We start from the raw sequence: 21,170 nt of genomic DNA, 5'->3' as shown, positions 1-21,170 counted from the left end.
CATATACCTTACCACAAGAAGTACAAAATCTGCTTTGGATGTTAACTCAACAAAAATATTAATAAATAAAATAGAAGAATTAAGAAGTAATAAAATAATTATAATAATAAGTCATGATAAAAAATTGGATTGTATCTCTGATGAAATTATTCAGTTAAAAAATATTTCAGGATTGATGAAAGAGAATATGGTGTATATTTAAAATTTTTATTAGGGGTAGCGTAATGAATAATATAACTGAATTTATTAAGAATTCTTGAAGTTTAAAATTACTACAATATAGTACCATTAATTATAATTTAAAGTACGAAATTATAATTTCAAGACGTTACCCCATCAATTATTTAATCTTCTATATATTCAAGTATATCTCCAGGTTGGCAATTCAAAGCTTTGCATATTTCATTCAATGTTGAAAACCTAATAGCTTTAGCTTTTCCAGTTTTTAATATTGATAAGTTACTATTTGTAATTTTTATATTCTCTGCTAAATTTTTAAGAGAGACTTTTCGTTTTGCCATCATTACATCTAAATTAACTATAATTGACATATTAGCCCTCCTATCTTATATAGTCAATTCATTATCTTCCTTTATTTTTATTGCTTTATTAAATATATTTGCAATTAAAAAAATGTTAATGAAATAATTGCTAGAGTTACTAAATTTATTGTTATATTAAGTCCAAATATTTGAGCTATACCCTCATTAGGTCTAAATATTGAACTATAAGTAGCTTCAACAATTGCTTCTATAAAAAAAATGTATCCAAGACAATTAAATCGTTTTATATTAGTTTTAATAAAGGGACTTTCTTTAAGCGTGTCTGCTAACCCCAGTAAAACATACATTGCAATTGAATATCCTAAAAGTACAATTGCTATAAATATTTTTGTAAATAAAAATTTTAAAGTAATTTTACTACCAATTATTAAAGATGTAACCATTATTATTAATGACAGCTACAAAAATGATATTAATAATGATTTAATATTTTTATTTTTCATTTCCAATAACCTCCTTTAATTATATTTTATACTATTATAATACAATAATAAATGTTTATCAATAAATTATTATCGAATTTCATTAATAAATATTTTTAGCCATTTGTTTAAAATAGTACCTTAAAGGGAGATAGAGTAAAATCTATCCTTTTTTTTAATAGATTTATTAGAAATGTTGGAAAATGAGAGAGTAAAAAAACCTGATAAAACCTTACTGAAATTGCTAAGGTTATGACAGAACAAAAATAATCGAAAAAATTTAATTTTACATGATGATAAAAGATGTCAATCTACTTCCAAAGAATTCATAGAATTTTGTGAAAGTGAAAATATTACACAGAGTATAAGTAAAATAGGTTGTCCATATAGAAATATTTCTGTAGAAAGATATTTTAATTCCTTTAAGAATGAATTCTATTATTTATTTAAATTTAAGGATGATGATTAAATGATGGGATATATGAATATGCATATTCATATTCTAAGACAACCGTACTAGCCCTCATACTTATAATAAAGGGGTAACATCTTTTGAAGCAAGAAAAAAGCTTTTCAGTAAAAAATTATGACGACTTGAATCATTGTACCACTTACGGTAGAAGTACGTAATACAGTAGTATTAATAATTGAAATAGGCTTATCTGTATATACATACAAGCTCTGTTAGATTAAGTTGCTGACTTGTAACAATAATATGATTGTGAATTTATATATATTTTAAACAATAATCATATAAAAAACATTATTTTCTTGCCAAATATAAATCTATAGTGTCATACACAGTTAAAATATTACCATTTTCCAAAATAGCATTTTTAATTTCACTGTACAATAATTCTTTTGTAGATGTTTCCATAATTATATGATCTGAATATGTATTTAATAGTGAGATATAACCAGAAGAGTTAAATACTCGGGTTTGGTGATATAACTTCACTTCTAAGTCTCTAAAACCATATGATTGGATAGTCTTTGATATTTTATTATATCTTGCTGTATCATTTTCTATGAATTTAGTATCTGAAAATCCATATTTTTGGTATATACTTTGAATTTTTTGATGTAATAAATCATCTTCACGTTTTATAAATGGTTTATTCCAAAACAATGCTAATGTTCCATTATTCTTTAATAAATTTAATACCTTTGGATAACCTATATCTTCAGGAATCCAATGAAATGCTGTTGCAGAATAAAGAATATCAAAACTATTATCATTGAACTCAAAATTCTCAAATGAAGTATTGTATACACTAAAATTCTTATATTCTTTAAATTTTTCTTTCGAGTATTCTGCTAGATTTTTTCCAAGTTCAATAGCTGTTACATCACATCCCGTGACTAGAAAAGGCTTAGTTGCTTGACCAGTACCGATTCCAACTTCTACTGCTTTCTTATTTTGATTAAGTTCCGAATATTGAATAATATCATTGAATAATTCTTTACAATATGATGGTCTCCATTTATCATAGTTCTTAACGTCTTCATTAAATGTAAAACGCTTGTCCATACTATCCCTCCAAAATAACAATGTCTTAATGCTAATAAATCTACTTTTGAAGATACTAATAAACCAAAGAAAATTTAAAAGAAAAAAGAAATAAATTTGTAAAGTGGTATAATTATACTCATTTACATAGTGAAATTAATTTTATTACTCCTTACAAAAAACACTATGGATTAGGTTAATCAATAATGAAGAATCGAATTAAAGTTTATGCAATCTTCATTAATACCAACATTCTTTGTAATATCAAAATACCACTGTACTATTTTAAAATTATTATCATACATGGTTGTTATACAATAATTTTTATCTTCTGGATAATGTTGCAACCATATATAAGCATTGTCTACAATACATATTTCTTTTTCTCCCATTCTTTTAATTAATGGATTAGCTACTTTATTTAACTTTAATAAAGATACCCACCCTTTAAAGTCTCTCTCATTAAAGTAGGTTGTTTTAAATTCTTTTTCAATAATCCTTGACCACCCAGGCCTATCTGCAAATTTTCTTTCTACCATCATTTACTCCTTGTATAATATACTTAGGTTAATAAAAGCACCCTATAATCCTTTTTTAGCTGAAAAATTATGCTGAATATTATACATCATATCCAGATTCTTTAATATTTCTTTTTATATTTTTACTAGTTTTCTCTAGTTCTTCCTTCTTAAATTTATTTTTTGAATAAGCTTGAGCTATGTTAAAAATCCCCTTAGTTCTTAACTCTTCAAGTTTTTCCTTAGTGTTTCTAGTTTGAAATAAATTTTCCTTTTCGTTATACCACCCCTTTATTTCCTCATCAGTAGGTATTCTATATGAATTGTAATGTACTACAGCTTCTAGTGGTAATCTATCTAAAAATCTACCCTCATTCTTTGGGTATCCTAAACAAAGCATTCCTGATGGAAAGGTATATTCTGGATTATTTATTACTTTTCCTATATCCATAGAAGTTATATCACCATTATAGTATGTTCCAATCCCTAAGCTTTCTGCTGCTATAGAAATATTATGAAGACAAATTAGTGCATCCCAATTATTTATGAAGAATCCATGAGTAGTATTTACAGATGCTTTATTCTCCCCAAAAGCATTAAACCATCTTTTTGTTCTATAAGCATCAGCTAATGCTATTATTACAAGAGGTATATTATATATTCCAAGCGCTTCTAATTTATCTAAATCATCAAGTACAACTAAAGAATATCCTTGCAAATTTCCTCCATTAGCAGCCCTAATTCCAACTTTTAGTATTTCGTCTAAAATTTCTTTTTCAATTTTTTTCTTTTCAAAGCTTCTTATTGACCTATGATTTTTTAAAACTGTGATTACTTCATTATTCATTCACTACCAACTCCTTCCTTTTTTTATATTATATTAACAATAAATCCATAGTAATAGTCTTATATTTCTATTTTTTTCGTGATATAATATAATAGAAGTTAAGAAACAGAAAGCAAGAGCAGTCTTTCTGTTTCACATCTTTCTTGCAGAATGTTATTAAAATCAGTCATATATTCCCCTTTAGTTTTATTGCAGATATCTAGTTTATTGTAGACGATCCATATATAGTTTATAGTGGATAATCGATATAACGAAATTCTCTATTGCTATATGTGTTAATAGATTAGTATTCGAATATCAAATATGAATCTTTATATATTAAAATAATTTACAGTAGCTTATACAAGCATCATATTCAAGTATCACTTTTCCATCTTCATTATATTGACGAAATAGATTTTCTAATTCTTTTATCATGGGAATAAAACTTGAATTATTTTCAGTGGATATATAAGAATATGAAATTAAACAACTTTTTACAATATAGACTCTTATATTCAAAAAATGTCAATGAATTAATATATTTTCTACTTTTTAAGAATATTTTTATAGATTAACATTTTTGCTATTATCAGAATATTTTACTGTTAGTTAACTTTTTGACCCTTTATTTTTGGACAAAAGCTCACGTATCTTTCTTTATTCTTAAAGTTATATTTATGATTAGCTTTATCTTGGTATGTGTTACAATAATATATCCTTTTTCTAAAGATCCATAATTAATCATTTTTTCTACTGCTTTAATAACACTTTTTCTAATCTTATGTTCATATAGCTCTACAAATCTTTCCCAATGGTCTATAAATATTTTCTTTAATTTACTTGCCAAAAAATCACTTCCATTTATTAACTAGTATAAGTTTACAGTTAAACTAGAATCCTTTAATTCTAAGGACTACGCCCTAATTTATTATATCAAAAAAATTAACTTTCCTAGATAAAAATAATAAAAAGAATTATGTATGGCAGATGAAAAGTTAGAAAAATCAATTCCAGAATATATATATTATTACAATAACCGTCGATATCAAAAACGTCTCAAATGTATGAGTCCACTAGAGTATAGGTACTATTTATTTAATAATATTGCATAAAATAACACCAACCATAAAAATATGATTGGTGTTAGAAAGTTTTTTATTTTTTCACTGTCTACTTGACAGAGAGTAGTTCAAATCTTCTATGGCAGGCTTCATATCTTTAGTATCTATTAAAGCATTTCTATATAGCTATCATAATACTGTTCTTGAAAATAGGTTAGTTTTTCAATCTCTGCTTTACTAAAAGTCGTATTTTCTGCACAAACAACCCACTTTTCTTCTATATCATCATTCCTGTGTATAATTGCAATTAACTTTCCAATATATTCATGAATCACTTTATCTACCCCTATCACATATGCATCCTGTTCTTCTCCATCAGGTGCCGTTATTCCTTTAACATACCCATAATTTATAGGATATATCATATCTGGGTAGTCTGGGTGACTACTGCCCATAGGTCTATCAATAGTAACTTTAATCAATTCTTCTTTCATAATAACTATCATTCCTTTCGTTGTGCTCAAAGCACAAAGTTTCATGAAAATGTGTATTTTAATTCACTGTTCCCGTAATAGATTGTCAATCACAACTTCAAAAAGTGAAAATTTTCTCTAAAAACTTTTAAAAAATAATTCAAGATATACCTTTAATATTGAAAGATATACCCAAAGTTAAATGCCTAAATATTATTCTAATCCTAATGCTAACCTATCTTATCTCAATGGTCATTTCGGTTATTTACAAAAAACTATTATATCTACTAATGGTTTTGAGATCGTTAGAGATGTTACTTTTTTTAATTTTAATAACAATCTATCAACAAATTTAATTCCTAAAGAAACCAAAGATTTATATTATTCTAAATCATTAATTTCAGCTCTTGAAACACTTTTTGTGGACTCCTTTCTAACTACTTTAGGCTTCCCACAAGATTATTTATATCCATGGATGTCTCACTCCACATGAGTTTGAAACCCTTGTTGTTAAAATATTACACTTTTTCTGTTTGTGATATTAACCTAATTTTTCGAGTTATATTTTGTCTCCACAGGTTAGGATATTTATCCTTTGCTTCCTTTCATGTTAATCCTTCAAAAACTCCAACGTTCCTCTCACAAAATTCTTTCATTTCTATAATTGGTAACTTTAACTCATTATTTATTATTTCTGTTGTTTGTTTTGCTCTCTTTAACGTCGATGTAATTATGACATCAATATCATATTTTCTAAGTTCCTTTGCTAAATTTTTTGCTTGTTTAAAACCTGTACTATTTAATTCAATATTTAAACTTCCGGTATATCTTTTTTCAACATTAAATTGTGTTTCACCATGCCTAACAACTATTAAAATCCCCACATTCTGTCCTCCTTAAATATTATTTAGGTGAAATTCTTCAGCTTATGAAATACAATAAAAATTATATCAATAATTAATAAAGCATAAATTCTATATTATCTATTCCATATTCTGAGAATATAGTATGAATATTTTTTTTAAAAGACTATTATAACAATAGTTGCAGGATTATTATATTTTGTGGATCCACTTGATACTGACATAAATAATTTTTCTCTGATCAGTAAAATTCTTTAAATCCTTATACATTTCTTAATAGGATACATAAAGTTACTATTACTATTTTCTACTAAAAAAGAACTAATCATTTATTTTTAACTAGTTCTTTTTAAAAACATCTCTATTTTAATTAATAAAATCTTCTTTTAATTTCTCTACTTTAGATTTAGAAAGGCCTGTTGCTTTTACTATTAAATCTATTTCTAATCCTTCTTTCAACAGATTCTTTGCTATTTCCAGCTTCTCTTCTTGCATTCCTTTTTGTATTCCTTTTTGCATTCCTTTTTGCATTCCTTTTTCCTCTCTTCTTTCTAATATGCTCATAGTAACAGCCCCCTTTCCACTTAATTTTTTTATTTCTTCTTTTATATGCTCTTCTTTTATATTACTGTTTGTAAGTTCTATATATTTTAAATATATCTCTCCATAGTATATTAGCGTTTCCATTGACTCTTCTTCTTTTACTTCTTCTAATGCAAGAAGAAAGTTTCTTAAAACTACTTCTAAATCATCTTCAAAAGCATATTTAAAAGACTTTAACATCATTGCTGTTAATCTAGTTAATTTTTCAAAATCACTCTCTTCATATTCTCTTATGTTGAAAAAATCATATTTAAATACTGGTACTCTTTGCTTTAAGTATACTGGCAATTCATCAAAATCCGGGATCATATCTCTTAAATCTGTTTTTAGATTCCATTTCTCTTTACCGTGATAAATCATCAATGGTATTATAATTGGTAATTCTTCCTTATTTTCCTTCTGTATTATTGTCATCCAGGATTCAAGGATATATTTTTGAATTTGAAATATCACCATTTTATCTTTATAGGATTTATGTTCTAATAGAAAACTTATATAAGCATCTTTATTATTTATTTTTACTCTATATATTAAATCCGAAAAATTTTCCTGTAATTTTTCATTTATAAATGTATCCTTTTGAAGCTCTAAACTTTCCATATTTATTATGTCTAACACTTCTTTAGGTATATTATTTTCTATAAAATCTTTAGCTATTCTCTTTTGACTAAATACTTCTTTAAATGTGGCGTCATGTTTGTTTATTATTTCATTTTTCATTTTTTCACCAACTTTTTAGTCTTCTTAATACTATTATATCATTAAAAAAAATTCTTTTCATCCACTTTTTATAGCAGGATAAAATCAAATTTTGAAAAAATTCCGTATTTATGTTATGCTCCAGAAGCAATGCCTCATACTCTAACTTACAAACAATTCTATTACATAAAATGGATTTTGTTTTATAGTATATTAGATATTCATTAAATATCCTATTATTAAAATGGTCCAAACTGAATCATATGGGCAATAAATACTAATATACCACCAATTACAAATTCAATTAAGAATAGAGGTAAAAACCACTTCGCCCATTTACTCCATGGAATCTTAGCTAAGGCAAGACCAGCCATGAAATATCCTGATGTAGGAGTAAATATATTTGATATACCATCACCAAACTGATAAGCCAATACTGCTGTTTGTCTAGTAACTCCTACTAAGTCAGAAAGAGGTGCTAATATAGGTATGGAAACTGCTGCTTGACCACTTCCTGAAGGAATTATAAAGTTTAAGAATATTTGGAATACATACATTCCCAGTGCTGTAAAAGATGAGGGTAATGTAGATACTAAACTTGCTGCTGAATTGAGTATAGTATCTAATATTTGTCCTTCTGTTAAAACTACTAAAATAGCTCTAGCAAATCCAACTACTAATGCTCCCCCAGCTAAATTAGCCATACCATTTATTAATTCTTCAGCAAAACCATTAAATCCAAGCTTTCCAATTATAGCTACTACTATTGCCATTCCTAAAAATAATGCTGATATCTCCTGTATATACCATTCATATTCCACTACACCAAATATTAATAGACCTATCGTTATAGCTAAAGTTAGCAACACTATCTTATGACTAATAGTAAATTCTTTTAAATTTTTTAAGTCTAATGTATCTTCCCTCTTTTTATCAAACTCATACATTAAACTCTTTTCTGGATTCTTTTTAACTCTTCCTGCATACCAAAACACAAAGAATATAGCTGTTATAATCATCAAAACAAATACAATTAATCTAAATTTCATACCAGAAAATAAGGGTAATCCAGCTATCCCTTGAGCTACTCCAATAGTAAAGGGATTCATGAATGCACCAGCAAATCCTGCTCCTGCTCCAACTAATACCATTCCTGCTCCTGTTAGTGAGTCAAACCCTAATGCTATGGCCAAGGTTACCATTATTGGTATAAAAGGCAATGTCTCTTCGGCCATTCCAAATACTCCTCCACCTAGACCAAATATAAACATTACAATAGGTACTAGTGCTTTCTCCTTTCCTGCCATAGATTTAGTTACCTTTCCTAAGGCAGATTCCACAGCTCCTGTTGCCTCTAATACTGCAAAGGAACCTCCAACTATGAATATAAAGAAAATTATTTCTGCAGTTTCTGCCATACCTTGGGGTACTGATTTTAATAATCCAAATATACTTATAGGATTGCTTTCTGTATATTCAAAGGAATCAGGATCTAATACTTCTCTACCTTCCTCATTCTCTACCATTTGATATTCTCCTGATGGCACTATATAGGTGAGAAGTCCACATATTAAAACAATAGTTAATAAAATCACATATACATGAGGAACTTTAAATTTTTTCTTATTATCACTTACAGCTTCACCTTTATTCATAATACAACCTCCCTATTCATTTCTACAAAATTCTATTGCTATTAAAGCATAAATTAAAGTAGCAGGATAAACTTGACTTTTGTCTATAAATTCCTCTGATGAATGGGCTGATTCTAAATCTCCTGGAGCAAAAATAATTGTAGGGATATTACCATAACTAGATAACAATCCTCCATCACTCCACGCTGGGAAAAAAGTAAGTTTGGGTTCTTTATTATATATTTTTTTTGTCATTTTTTTAGATATATTCACTATTGGATGATTTATATCAGTTTCCATAGCTTCATGAACATATCCTTCTTTCATCACACTTTCATCCACTATCTTCATTTCACATTTAAACTTAGAATCTTCTTTAGACATATCATCTATAATATCTTGATAGTCTTTCAAAACATCTTCATATTTTTCTCCTGGTATCCATCTTCTATCTATTTTCATAACACAATTTCCAGCTACTGTACTAGGTTGAGTACCTCCATTTATAGTTCCATAATTCATTGAAGATGTTCCAATAATAGAATGAGTCTTTGAATATATCTTTACGTAGACATTTTCCTGAATCCTTTGAATAAAATTAGAAGCATTTAATATGGCATTTATTCCTTCATCTTGCTTCCCACCATGGACTGTTTTTCCTATAAAGTGAAATTCAATCCATTCTAATCCTCTATGAGCAACACATATCTCTAAATTTGAAGGCTCTCCTACTATAGCAGCATCTACATCTAATCCTCTTTCTAATAAATCAATAGTTCCTAGGCTTCCTTCTTCCTCATCAATGACTCCTGCAAATATCAAATCTCCATCTAATTCTACATTTGATCTTTTAATAGCTATTAAAGCTGCAATCATACAAGCTAAAGGTCCTTTCATGTCTACAGTTCCTCTTCCATAAAGTTTATCTTCACATTCTTTTAAAATACAAGGATCTTTCATCCCATAAGAAGGAACTGTATCTGTATGACCAGTTAAAAGTAAAGATTTTCCTCTATTTTTGCCTTCAATTTTTGCTATAACATTAAATCTACCATTTATTACATGATTTACTTCTGCCCATATACCCTCCTTTACAAAAATATTTTTTATACATTTAGCTACATTCGTTTCTTGATTTTTTATTCCAGGATAGCTAGGTAACTCTACCAATTTTCTTATTATGTCAATTACTTCATCTTGAGATATTGAAGATTTAAGCTGATTTAACAATTCTTTCTCCATAATGACCTCCTTTTTTGTCCATATATTGAACTATATGTTTGTTATATAAACTATAATTGTATAATAACATAACTTTCTGAATATTACAAGAATATTTCATGTATAAAAATGAACAAAAAAAAGATGCTTTTGTAAGCATCCTTTCAAGGCATATATTTTGCTATTTTATCTCTATAATCAAAAAGAACATCTTTAATTTCTTCAATTTTTTTTAAGTAATTTTCATTTTTTAAGAAAGATACCGCTACACATGTAGTAACTTCATTATGGCGATTAAATATTGGTATCCCAACACCTATTGCATATTCAAAGGTTTCTTCTATACTTGTAACATATCCTTGATTTCTTATATTTTCATACTCTAATAGTATCTCCTCTTTAGTTATTAATGTGTTTTTAGCTACTTTTTCAAATTCCTTTTTCTCTAAAAGTTTTTCAACTTTATCTTGATCATAATAAGCCATAAGACATTTACCATAGCAACCCCTATTCATAGGATAAAAAATTCCTGGACGATAATTCATCTTTAAAGGTTGATGAATCTCTATTTCATATAAAGATATTATTTTTTCATTATCTCTTATCCCTACTCCTACTGATTCTTTAGTCTTTTCAGCAATTTCATTTAATATTTCCTCTATTTTATTACCATAATTAAAATTACTTAAGTAAACTGAACCTAATTTATAAACTTTGGGACCAAGCCTATATTCCTTATTATTCTTATCCTTTATAACAAAATCCTTTTCCAATAAAGTATTTAATATTCTGTGTACTGTAGCTCTATTCATTTCTAATATATTTGCCAAATCCATAGCTTTATATTCGAAAGGCGGTTCACTAAGTTGATTAAGAACTAATAAAGCTTTTTCAATACTAGATAATTTATTATTGTCCATATAATCTCTCCTAAAATCAAATGAATTCTTAATTTATATAATATCATTTTTAGAAAATTTATCCAAGAAAATATAAAATAATAAATAATCCAGAAACTACTACAACTAAAAAACAAATATTTAATATAACAAAGCAGGGCAATGCCTTGCTTTTCTTTATACCAATCTAACCTTATATTCTCTCAACCATATATTTAACTGTATCAAATATGCCATTAATTGTGGCCCTGTCATTAACTGTCCAAACCATGGTTTTGTATATGACTTGCCTTTTGTATCTACTATTTCTTTTACTATATCATAATCTAATAATTCTAATACTGGAGAACTTTTATCCTTAAGTATTCTTTTCATTTCTTGTTGTACTAATTCTGTATATATAGGATGATGAGTCTTAGGATATGGACTTTTCTTTCTATTGATAATACTATCTGGTAATATTCCCCTTAAGGCTTTCCTTAGAATTCCTTTTTCTCTATTTCCATAGAACTTAAATTCTTTTGGTATATTATAAGCATATTCTACTAACCGATAATCGGCAAAAGGAACCCTCACTTCAAGACTATTAGCCATACTCATTCTATCTTTTCTATTTAATAATGTAATCATAAACCATTTAATATTAAGATAAAATATTCCTCTCATCCTTCCGTCAACTGAAGATTCCCCGTATAATTTAGGAACCCTTTTCAATGTATCTTTATATTTCTCTTTAACATATTCCTCAATAGGTAAATCTTTTAAATCCTTTGATAATATCTTCCTTCTATTTCCCACATTCTTTGACCACGGAAAAGTATCAGCATTTATATCCTCTTTATTCCTAAACCAAGGATATCCTCCAAATATCTCATCAGCACATTCTCCTGATAATGCTACTGTATGGGTATTTCTCACTTCTTTACAAAATAGAAATAAAGATGTATCTACATCTGCCATACCCGGTAAGTCTCTAGCTAATACTCCATCTTTCAAAGAAGTAATTAATTCTTCATTAGTTAATTCTATATTAGTATGATTACTATTAATATACTCTGCCATTACTTTTATCCAATTCGAATCAGCATCTGGTTGAAATTTACTAGATTTAAAAAATTTATCATTATCCTTATAATCTATAGAAAATGTATTTAAATTTCCTCTACCATCTCTTTTAAAAGCATTTGATGCTATAGCTGATATAGCACTAGAATCTAGTCCCCCTGAAAGAAAAGTACATAGAGGAACATCAGAAACTAATTGCCTTTCTACTGCATCTATTAATAAACTTCTTACATGATTTGTTGTATCCTCTAAATTTTCTTCATGAGATTTTGCTTCAAGTTCCCAGTATTGTTCAATTTTAAATCCCTTCTCATCATATAAAATATAATGAGCCGGTGGAATCTCCTTTATGTTTCTAAATACTCCAGTACCTAAACTTCTAGCTGGTCCCAAACCAAATATCTCCATCAGACCTACATCATCTACTATAGGCTCTATATAAGGATGTTTTAATAATGTTTTTATTTCTGAGCCAAATATTAATGAATCATTGATATGAGAATAAAATAAAGGTTTAACGCCTAAATGATCCCTAGCTAAAAATAATCTCTTATTATTCACATTCCATATACCAAAAGCAAATATCCCATTTATATACTTAAGACATTCTATTCCCCATTCTATATAAGAAGTTAATAAAACTTCTGTATCAGAATACGAGTTAAAGATATAACCTTTATTTTCTAATTTTTCCCTTAATTCTTTAGTATTATATAACTCTCCGTTATACACAATAATAAATTCTCTGCCACCAACTGTTTTTATCATAGGCTGATTTCCACCTTCTGGATCTATTATAGAAAGCCTTCTATGTCCTAATAAAGCATCCTTCGACACATATATTCCGCTGTCATCTGGTCCTCTATTTTTCAATGTGGAAATCATATCTTTAATAGTTTCTACATTTTCTCTTAAATCTATCTCATTATCTATCCACCCTGCTATACCACACACATTATCACATCCTAACATCTTTTGATTTTTGCCATTATAATATATAAATTATGTTTTAAATTAAATATTGTTCCCTTAAGATAATTTGGGAACAATAATATGTATGTTATAATTAATTAAAATAATCATTAGTTATCGAGGTGAAACATGTTTAATCTTTCCGAAAAAAACATACAAGAACTTAGTTCAAATTACAAAACCTTTCAAAAAGGAAAACAGTATTTCTTCAATGGAAGTATCAAAGACTTTCATTTTCTAAGGGGAAATTTAGAATTTAATGCCTTAATACAAGGTAATAAACCTTATCATGTAACAGTTTTATTTAATCTCCTAGGAACTTTTAAAGATGCTACATGTACTTGTCCTGCCTACAAAGAGTATTGGGGATATTGCAAACATATAACTGCTCTTCTTTTGAAAATAATGGAAGAAGATAAAAAAGGTCGTTTCAATAAACCAACTCGTTATAATAATGGTAATGATATAATTGAAATACTAGATTATTTTCACTATTATTCTACAAAAGAAAAAACTCCTATCAATATAGAATTTAACTATGAATATAATCCCAATGATTTTTTAGGCATAGAAAATGGGTCATCCCTAAATCTAAGAATAGGAGAAAATAAACTCTATGTAGTAAAAAGCATAAAAAAATTCTTTCAAAGTATAGAAAGACAAGAAAGTATTTACTTTGGAAAAGAATTCACTTTCTATCCTGATAAACATACATTTAAACAAAAAGACCAAGCAATTATAGATCTGTTAAAGGAAGTTTATGATAATGAAACCTATATAAATGAATACACCTATAATCAATATAGTTTATTTAAGGGTAAAAGTATCACACTTACTCCAAAGACCTTGAAGAGATTTTTTCGACTAATAAAAGATAGAAGTTTTAATGGAAAAATTTTTGATAAAACATATAAAAATATCTCTATATTAGAAGAAAATATCCCTATAGACTTTTTCCTAAAGGAACAGGATAATAATTTATCTTTGAAAATTAATCATCCTGATAATTTAGTTTCTCTACTTCCTAATGATAAATATTTCTTTGCTGGTGAAAATATATATATAATTTCTTTAAATCAAAAGAATAACTTCTTACCATTTTATAATTCTGTAATTAAGAATAAAAATAATATAATAAATATACCTAAAAAGTATAGAGAAAGATTTATATCAGAAGTTTACCCTTATGTAAAAAAGATTGGAAAAATAGACATAGACGATAAAGTTAAATCTTCTATATATAACCCCGATTTAATTCCAGAGATATATTTAGATAATGAAGAAAACAGTATCACGGCTAATATAAAATTAGTGTATGGAGATATTACTATTGACCCCTTTTCTAAAGATAATAAGTTTTCAAGAAAAGAAGATATGATACTCCTTAGAGATATTGAAAAGGAGAAGAAAATTCTTGACTTTTTTGAGACATCAGAGTTCAAAGTTAATAAAAACAAAATACACCTAGATGATGAAGAAAAAATTTATGAATTCTTATATCATAAACTCCCCAAATTACAAGAGATTTCTAAAGTCTATCATTCCAATAGTTTTAGAAAAATTAAATTGAAAGACTCCTCTTCTTTTTCAGGTGGTGTTAGATTAAATGATAGTAATGATATCTTAGAATTTACATTTGAAATTGATGGAATTGATAATAATGAACTTTCAGATGTATTCAATTCCTTAAAGAAAAAGAAAAAATATTATAGATTAAGAGATGGTTCCTTTCTTCCACTAGAAATAAATGGTTTAAATAAAATCAAAAATATAGCAGATTCTTTAGATTTAACTGAAAAAGACTTCAAAAATTCAATAATAGAATTACCTAAATATAAGGCTCTTTATCTAGATGAAGAATTAAAAGAATCCCATTTGAATTATATTCATCGTAATCTAGCATTTAAGGAATTAGTTCAAAATATAAAGGAACCAGAGGATATGGAATATATTATCCCTGAAAATTTAAATACTACTTTAAGAAATTATCAAAACTTTGGATTTAAATGGTTAAAAACATTGTCTAAATATGGTTTTGGAGGTATTTTAGCTGATGACATGGGACTTGGTAAGACTCTTCAAGTCTTAACATTCCTTTTATCTGAAAAACAAGAAAAAGGATCTCAACCTTCAATCATAATAGTCCCTACATCCTTAGTATATAATTGGAAGGATGAAATTAATAAATTTACTCCTGAGCTAAATAGCTTAGTAATATCAGGAGATAAAAAATATCGTAGAGAATTAATTGAAAATATGATACATTATGATATAGTCATTACATCCTACCCATTAATAAGAAGAGATATTGAACATTATAATGATATCAACTTTAGATATTGTATTTTAGATGAAGCTCAACATATTAAAAATTCTCAATCTCAAAATGCAAAATCAGTAAAAATGTTAAAAGGGAAAGGTTTCTTTGCTCTTACTGGAACTCCTATAGAAAATTCATTGGGTGAATTATGGTCTATATTTGATTTTATAATGCCAGGGTATTTATCTTCTCACTCAAAATTTATTAAAAAATATGAAAAACCTATAATTAAAGACCAAGATTCTAATAGATTAAATAATTTGAGAAAACATATTGGCCCTTTCATTCTGAGAAGATTGAAAAAAGACGTTTTAAAAGAACTTCCTGATAAAATAGAGCACAAATTAGTTGCAGAACTTACTAAAAATCAAAAGAAAATCTACCTTGCATATTTAAAGGAAATCAAAGGAGAAATAGAATCAGAAATTAAGAATAAAGGATTTAAAAATAGTCATATAAAAATATTATCAGGACTAACCCGCTTAAGACAGATTTGTTGCCATCCTAGCACATTTATTGACAATTATAATGGCTCCAGTGGAAAATTGGAACTATTGGAAGAAATCTTAAACGATTCTATAGATAGTAAACATAGAATCCTACTATTTTCACAATTTACTAGTATGTTATCATTAATTAAAGATTTACTAGACTCTAAAAATATAAGATATAAATATCTAGATGGATCTACTAAATCTGAAAAAAGAGGTGAATTAGTTAAAAGTTTTAATAATGGTGATGGTGATGTATTCTTAATCTCATTAAAAGCTGGTGGCACTGGACTAAACCTTACTGGAGCAGATACTGTGATTCACTTTGACCCTTGGTGGAATCCAGCTGTTGAAAATCAAGCGACTGATAGGGCTCATAGAATTGGCCAAAATAACTCTGTACATGTAATGAATTTAATAACTAAAGGCACTATCGAAGAAAAAATATTTAAATTACAAGAAAAGAAGAAGAAAATGTTTGATACTATTATAAAACCGGGAAAAAAATTAGTATCAAAAATGACCGAAGAAGAGTTAAAGGAAATATTAGATTTTATTGAATAAATTTCTTTATAATAATAAGAATAACTATAAATGGAGATGAGCACATGAAATCTAAAATAAAAAACACCATTAATTCAGATAAAAAGAAAGCATTAAAATATATAAAAAATAGAGAAAAAGGAAAAAAACTCATTAACGATGCTATTAAAAAGTCCAAGAAAGATAGTAGACGAATCAAAGGATTTAGCGATGATTTAAAGACTTTAATAGATATGTTTAAATCTTTTATATCTGGTGAATATAAATCTATCTCTAAAAAGACTATTATAACAATAGTTGCAGGATTATTATATTTTGTGAATCCACTTGATGTAGTTCCGGATTTTATTTTATATGCAGGCTATATTGATGATGCTTTAGTCTTTTCATTTATTATAAAAAGTATTAAAAATGAAATTGAAGAATTCAAAAATTGGCAAAATATAAATAATTAATATACACATATATTTCATTTTAAATATAGATAATATATATGGGAGTACTTCTGAAGGGATGATACTCTATGAAAAATACTTCGAAAGGTGAAAATGGATATAATGTTATCGTTGACACCTATAATAAAAATCAATATCCGATTATTGAAAATAAATTTAATGCTTTCGTATTCCCTTGGGATATGAAAAGAAATATAGATTATATTGATCCTACAAAATTTTACAATAATAGTACTCCCAAATAATTTTAAAGAGCTGTCTATTTCTAGATAGCTCTTTATATTATAAAAATTTAATGAGGTAAAATTGTAAATCTTAAAATGAACAGAATAGCTAATATATATATTGCTGGATGAACATCTTTACCTTTGCCCATTGTCAATTTAGTTATTGGATAAAATATAAGTCCCGCAGCAATACCATTTGCAATGCTATAACTAAAAGGCATAATAGCCATTGTTAAAAATGCTGGTAAAGCTTCAGAAAAATCTTCAAAGTCTATATGTTTAACTGATGTCATCATCAATACGCCTACTATTATCAATGCTGGTGCAGTAGCTTCTGCTGGTACTATTCCAACTATTGGTGCTAAGAATAAAGCTAAAATGAATAATACCCCTGTTGTTACAGCAGTAAGTCCTGTTCTTCCACCTTCACTAACTCCTGATGCACTTTCTACATAGGTAGTTGTAGTAGATGTTCCTAATACTGCTCCTATAGATGTAGCGATAGAATCTGCAAACAACGCTTTGTCCATGTTTTTCAATCTTCCATCTTCATCTATAAATCCTGCTTTTGCTCCGGTTCCTACTAAAGTTCCTATAGTATCAAACATATCCACTAAACTAAAAGATATAACCACTGTTATAACACTCATAATTGCACCTATAAGTCCAACTTCACCTAAATTCAATAATCCCACAAAATCTAATTTACCTAATGTAGGTGTTAAACTAGGTATAGACCATGTGAGATCTGTAGGTATTGTAGTTATACCCATTGGTATACTTATAATAGTTGTTAATATTATACCTATTAATATAGCTCCCTTTACTTGTCTAGTCATTAATATACCTATTATTACTAATCCAATCACTGTTACTATTGTTGCAGCATCTGTAAAACTACCAAATTGTATTAATGTATCAGGATTACCTACTATAATGTGACCCTGTTTCAATCCTACTAAAGATATAAATAATCCTATACCTCCACCAATTGCTCTTTTTAAAGAATCAGGTAATGCATCTACAATAGCTTCTCTAAGTCCTGTTATTGTTAAAATAATAAATAATATTCCAGAAATAAATACAGCTGCTAAAGCTTCCTGCCATGTATATCCTAACCCTAATACAACTCCATATGTGAAGAATGCATTAAGACCCATTCCTGGTGCCAAAGCAAAAGGTAAATTTGCATATAAACCCATAATAAGAGTACCTATAGCTCCCGCTATACATGTTGCTACAAAAATACCTCCTACAATAGGATCTTCAAAACCTATACCTGCTGCTGCATCTCCTATTGCTCCTGCTTCATTCATTCCTGCTAGCTTCAATATACTTGGATTTACGAATATAATATAAGCCATAGTAACAAATGTTGTAATACCTGCCATTATTTCAGTTTTAGCATCTGTTCCATTTTCATTTAATTTAAAGTATGAATCCAATTTTGATGCTTTTTTAGTATCCATTTAGATACCTCCTTAATATTTAATGAATAATAAAAATCCTCTCTAATAGATTTCTATAAGTGAAACCTACCAGTGGAGGATTAATTCCTTAAGTAGAATATTACCAAGTAATACTTGTGTCTCACTCATAGTCTAAGAATTAGTGGTTCTTAGGTAGAAACTCTCCGGCCGTATCCCGAATATTATATGAGTATAACTATTTAATTATAACATTATACTACCAAATGCTTATTTAGATGTCAATAGAAAATCCGGATGTTCTTATACTTTATTTCAAAAATGTTCTGGATATCTAGGAGGCATAATTTATTTTATATATCATACTATATCTAAGTGAAATATAAACATTCATGCAGGCATACGAGTAAATACTCAAAGCCTACATTCATTGTTTATATTTCACTGCATGACTATTTTTCACAAAAAGTAATATAAAGAAAATCTAGGAAAGAGAATTGCTCTACTTCTCTCCTAGTAATTCTCTTGCTTGGTCTAATGCTTTTTCTCCATCCATCATTCCATAAGCAGCCATATCTACTACACTAACAGGAATGCTTCCAACTTCCTTTTTTACTCTATCTTCATCAAATCTTACTTGAGGTCCTAATAATATAACATCTGCTTTATCTTTTATATCTTTTAGATTTGCTAAAGATATAGCAGCAATATCATACTCATATCCTTTACTTTCTGCAACTTCTTTCATCTTATTTACTAATAAACTTGTTGACATACCTGCCGAACACAATAAAAATATTTTTTTCATAATAGTATCCTCCCTAGTTATATTATTTTTTTATTGTTTTATATAAATCTATAATTTCCCCTGCTAAATCATTAAATGTTATACAATTCATTAAATGATCTTGCCCATGAACCATTAACAAGCTTAATTCTATTTTTTGTCCACCTGACTCTTTAGCCAATAATTTAGTCTGTGCAGCATGTGCTAATAATTCGGCTTCTTTTGCTGATTTTAATTTTTCTTCAGCTGATTCAAAATCAAATTTCTTAGCATCTCTAATAGCACATATTGCATCAGATTTTGCATTACCTGCATTAATTATGATGTTCATTATTACTTCAATTAAATCTTGATTTTTACTTTCTTCCATATAACCACTCCTATAAATAACTAATCATTTGTTAGTATAAAGTTAAATTTCTGATTTGGTTTTATATAATCTAGTATAAATATCTCTTCTTCTCTGATTCTACCAACCACATTAGACTTTCCACTATTTTCAAAATCTTTTAAAGCTATTTCTAGCTCTCCTTTGTAGTTTCCGTACTCATCACTTTCTATAATTATATCTCCACGTTTTATATTCTTACAAGCATTGTGTACTGGGAAACTTCTATCCTTGTATTTATCTCTACTACTCTTAGTAGATCTAATAACTGTATCGCATATGTCTCCTCGTCTAAAGTGGAGTTCATCTAACAATATTATCTTTTCAATTTCTGTAATATCATCTTCAAGAATTACTTCAAAAGATACCATATCTAGTCTTATATTTTTTATCTTTTTAAATTCTTCTTTAGTTGCAAAACTATTAGATATAATAACATCATCAATAATATCTAAAGCTATCATATGCTTTAATTGAACTTCTATGGGCATATATCTATGCATTTCTAAAGTTGGAATTTGATTGCTTATTGCCCAAGGTCCAAAGGCATTTTCATTTTCACTAGTAATAAAAGCAGCCGTATTTAATGCATGCTTTTTAAAATTATAGGTACATTTCTCAAAATAATCTAAAGGTAATCCACTATGTTTATGAGGATAAAAATTATGACAACCTATTAAATTATATCTATTTGGTCTATGATCCATAATTGTATCTATATATCTAGTATCATTACTCATATTAATTTCTACTTTTAGATTGTAGTCATTATATGTCATCATAGCTTCTTCATAGCCAGAGTATCCTGCATCTAGTCTAAATCCACTTGCTTTAATATCTTTAAAAAAAGATAGATCATTACTATCAACCCCTAAATTTTTTAATACAGAAGGATTAACATCTACTATTGTTTCAAATCCTTTTTCATTTGCATATCCCATAATATTAGAAAATCTTTTTATAATCTGTTCTTTTGATTTTTTGGATGATAGTAAGCAAGAAAATATTCTTTTAAATCCCACATCCTTTGCCATATCAATATAATGGAATAATTCAGCATCTGTAGACTTTTCTGGATAAATTGAAATTCCTAAATTTTTCATATATACCTCCCTAATTCTTATAAATATTTCATAGAGTCTAATAAAAAATCGAGGACTTCTGTCTTCTATAATCTAATGAAGTCCTCTCATAAATAAA

Annotated in this window: 22 protein-coding genes and 1 riboswitch; of the genes, 5 read left to right on the top strand and 17 right to left on the bottom strand. The window is 27.5% G+C overall.

Annotated elements, in window-relative coordinates:
* Positions 1-34: 34 nt before the first annotated feature.
* On the top strand, positions 35-202 hold the full coding sequence (locus GOQ29_RS13715; RefSeq protein WP_203373238.1) for a hypothetical protein: 168 nt from the start codon (positions 35-37) through the stop codon (positions 200-202).
* Between the two features lie 142 nt (positions 203-344).
* Here the strand turns inward: GOQ29_RS13715 and GOQ29_RS13710 are convergent, their stop codons facing one another.
* From GOQ29_RS13710 to GOQ29_RS13685, 6 genes are all read right to left on the bottom strand, one after another.
* On the bottom strand, positions 345-551 hold the full coding sequence (locus GOQ29_RS13710) for a helix-turn-helix domain-containing protein (protein ID WP_203373237.1): 207 nt from the start codon (positions 549-551) through the stop codon (positions 345-347).
* A gap of 74 nt (positions 552-625) precedes the next feature.
* A complete protein-coding gene (locus tag GOQ29_RS13705; protein WP_203373236.1) occupies positions 626-946 on the bottom strand; it encodes a hypothetical protein in 321 nt (106 codons plus the stop codon).
* A gap of 802 nt (positions 947-1,748) precedes the next feature.
* Positions 1,749-2,516, bottom strand: a complete 768-nt coding sequence (locus tag GOQ29_RS13700; RefSeq protein WP_203373235.1) for a class I SAM-dependent methyltransferase — start codon at positions 2,514-2,516, stop codon at positions 1,749-1,751.
* Between the two features lie 179 nt (positions 2,517-2,695).
* Complete coding sequence (locus tag GOQ29_RS13695) at positions 2,696-3,034, bottom strand: DUF402 domain-containing protein (RefSeq protein ID WP_203373234.1); 339 nt, start codon at positions 3,032-3,034, stop codon at positions 2,696-2,698.
* A gap of 79 nt (positions 3,035-3,113) precedes the next feature.
* Positions 3,114-3,860, bottom strand: coding sequence for a nitroreductase family protein (locus GOQ29_RS13690; RefSeq protein WP_203373233.1), 747 nt, complete (start codon positions 3,858-3,860; stop codon positions 3,114-3,116).
* A 625-nt stretch (positions 3,861-4,485) separates the two neighbouring features.
* Positions 4,486-4,689 carry a transposase zinc-binding domain-containing protein gene (locus GOQ29_RS13685; RefSeq protein WP_203373232.1) on the bottom strand — a complete coding sequence of 68 codons (204 nt, stop codon included), beginning with the start codon at positions 4,687-4,689 and terminating at the stop codon, positions 4,486-4,488.
* 133 nt (positions 4,690-4,822) lie between these two features.
* Between GOQ29_RS13685 and GOQ29_RS13680 the strand changes: the two genes are divergently transcribed.
* Entirely contained in the window at positions 4,823-4,954 is a 132-nt protein-coding gene (locus GOQ29_RS13680) for an IS3 family transposase (protein ID WP_203373231.1), read from the top strand.
* A gap of 116 nt (positions 4,955-5,070) precedes the next feature.
* On the opposite strand, the gene GOQ29_RS13675 is transcribed toward GOQ29_RS13680, so the two are convergent.
* The 7 genes from GOQ29_RS13675 to asnB form a co-directional block, all read right to left on the bottom strand.
* On the bottom strand, positions 5,071-5,397 hold the full coding sequence (locus GOQ29_RS13675; RefSeq protein WP_203373230.1) for an inorganic pyrophosphatase: 327 nt from the start codon (positions 5,395-5,397) through the stop codon (positions 5,071-5,073).
* A gap of 584 nt (positions 5,398-5,981) precedes the next feature.
* Entirely contained in the window at positions 5,982-6,260 is a 279-nt protein-coding gene (locus GOQ29_RS13670) for a histidine phosphatase family protein (RefSeq protein ID WP_203373229.1), read from the bottom strand.
* Between the two features lie 345 nt (positions 6,261-6,605).
* Positions 6,606-7,562: an Rpn family recombination-promoting nuclease/putative transposase gene (locus GOQ29_RS13665; protein WP_203373228.1), complete on the bottom strand. Its 957-nt coding sequence runs from the start codon at positions 7,560-7,562 to the stop codon at positions 6,606-6,608.
* Between the two features lie 218 nt (positions 7,563-7,780).
* Complete coding sequence (locus GOQ29_RS13660; protein ID WP_203373227.1) at positions 7,781-9,196, bottom strand: YfcC family protein; 1,416 nt, start codon at positions 9,194-9,196, stop codon at positions 7,781-7,783.
* Positions 9,197-9,208: 12 nt separating this feature from the next.
* Complete coding sequence (locus tag GOQ29_RS13655; RefSeq protein WP_203373226.1) at positions 9,209-10,417, bottom strand: M20 family metallopeptidase; 1,209 nt, start codon at positions 10,415-10,417, stop codon at positions 9,209-9,211.
* 143 nt (positions 10,418-10,560) lie between these two features.
* Positions 10,561-11,316 carry an IclR family transcriptional regulator gene (locus GOQ29_RS13650; RefSeq protein ID WP_203373225.1) on the bottom strand — a complete coding sequence of 252 codons (756 nt, stop codon included), beginning with the start codon at positions 11,314-11,316 and terminating at the stop codon, positions 10,561-10,563.
* 156 nt (positions 11,317-11,472) lie between these two features.
* Complete coding sequence (asnB, locus tag GOQ29_RS13645; RefSeq protein ID WP_203373224.1) at positions 11,473-13,314, bottom strand: asparagine synthase (glutamine-hydrolyzing); 1,842 nt, start codon at positions 13,312-13,314, stop codon at positions 11,473-11,475.
* 147 nt (positions 13,315-13,461) lie between these two features.
* Between asnB and GOQ29_RS13640 the strand changes: the two genes are divergently transcribed.
* The 3 genes from GOQ29_RS13640 (at position 13,462) to GOQ29_RS13630 (ending at position 17,386) form a co-directional block, all read left to right on the top strand.
* The gene (locus tag GOQ29_RS13640; protein WP_203373223.1) at positions 13,462-16,707 is read left to right on the top strand and encodes a DEAD/DEAH box helicase; all 3,246 of its coding nucleotides are present in this window, start codon (positions 13,462-13,464) and stop codon (positions 16,705-16,707) included.
* Positions 16,708-16,751: 44 nt separating this feature from the next.
* On the top strand, positions 16,752-17,141 hold the full coding sequence (locus GOQ29_RS13635) for a YkvA family protein (RefSeq protein WP_203373222.1): 390 nt from the start codon (positions 16,752-16,754) through the stop codon (positions 17,139-17,141).
* A gap of 68 nt (positions 17,142-17,209) precedes the next feature.
* Positions 17,210-17,386: a hypothetical protein gene (locus GOQ29_RS13630; protein WP_203373221.1), complete on the top strand. Its 177-nt coding sequence runs from the start codon at positions 17,210-17,212 to the stop codon at positions 17,384-17,386.
* 47 nt (positions 17,387-17,433) lie between these two features.
* Here GOQ29_RS13630 and GOQ29_RS13625 read toward each other — a convergent pair whose 3' ends face one another.
* The 4 genes from GOQ29_RS13625 to GOQ29_RS13610 form a co-directional block, all read right to left on the bottom strand.
* Positions 17,434-18,837, bottom strand: coding sequence for an NCS2 family permease (locus GOQ29_RS13625; protein ID WP_203373220.1), 1,404 nt, complete (start codon positions 18,835-18,837; stop codon positions 17,434-17,436).
* Positions 18,838-18,945: 108 nt separating this feature from the next.
* A riboswitch (purine riboswitch) is annotated at positions 18,946-19,047 on the bottom strand.
* A gap of 250 nt (positions 19,048-19,297) precedes the next feature.
* Complete coding sequence (locus tag GOQ29_RS13620) at positions 19,298-19,603, bottom strand: PTS sugar transporter subunit IIB (RefSeq protein ID WP_203373219.1); 306 nt, start codon at positions 19,601-19,603, stop codon at positions 19,298-19,300.
* Positions 19,604-19,625: 22 nt separating this feature from the next.
* Positions 19,626-19,952, bottom strand: coding sequence for a PTS sugar transporter subunit IIA (locus tag GOQ29_RS13615; RefSeq protein ID WP_203373218.1), 327 nt, complete (start codon positions 19,950-19,952; stop codon positions 19,626-19,628).
* Between the two features lie 20 nt (positions 19,953-19,972).
* Entirely contained in the window at positions 19,973-21,073 is a 1,101-nt protein-coding gene (locus GOQ29_RS13610; RefSeq protein WP_203373217.1) for a DUF871 domain-containing protein, read from the bottom strand.
* Between the last annotated feature and the right edge of the window lie 97 nt (positions 21,074-21,170).

Origin of the sequence: Anaeromonas gelatinilytica (assembly GCF_016820635.1) — a bacterium.
In the GTDB taxonomy this organism is placed as follows: Bacteria; Bacillota; Clostridia; order Tissierellales; family SIT17; genus Anaeromonas; species Anaeromonas gelatinilytica.
This window is presented reverse-complemented; position numbering and strand designations above follow the sequence as displayed.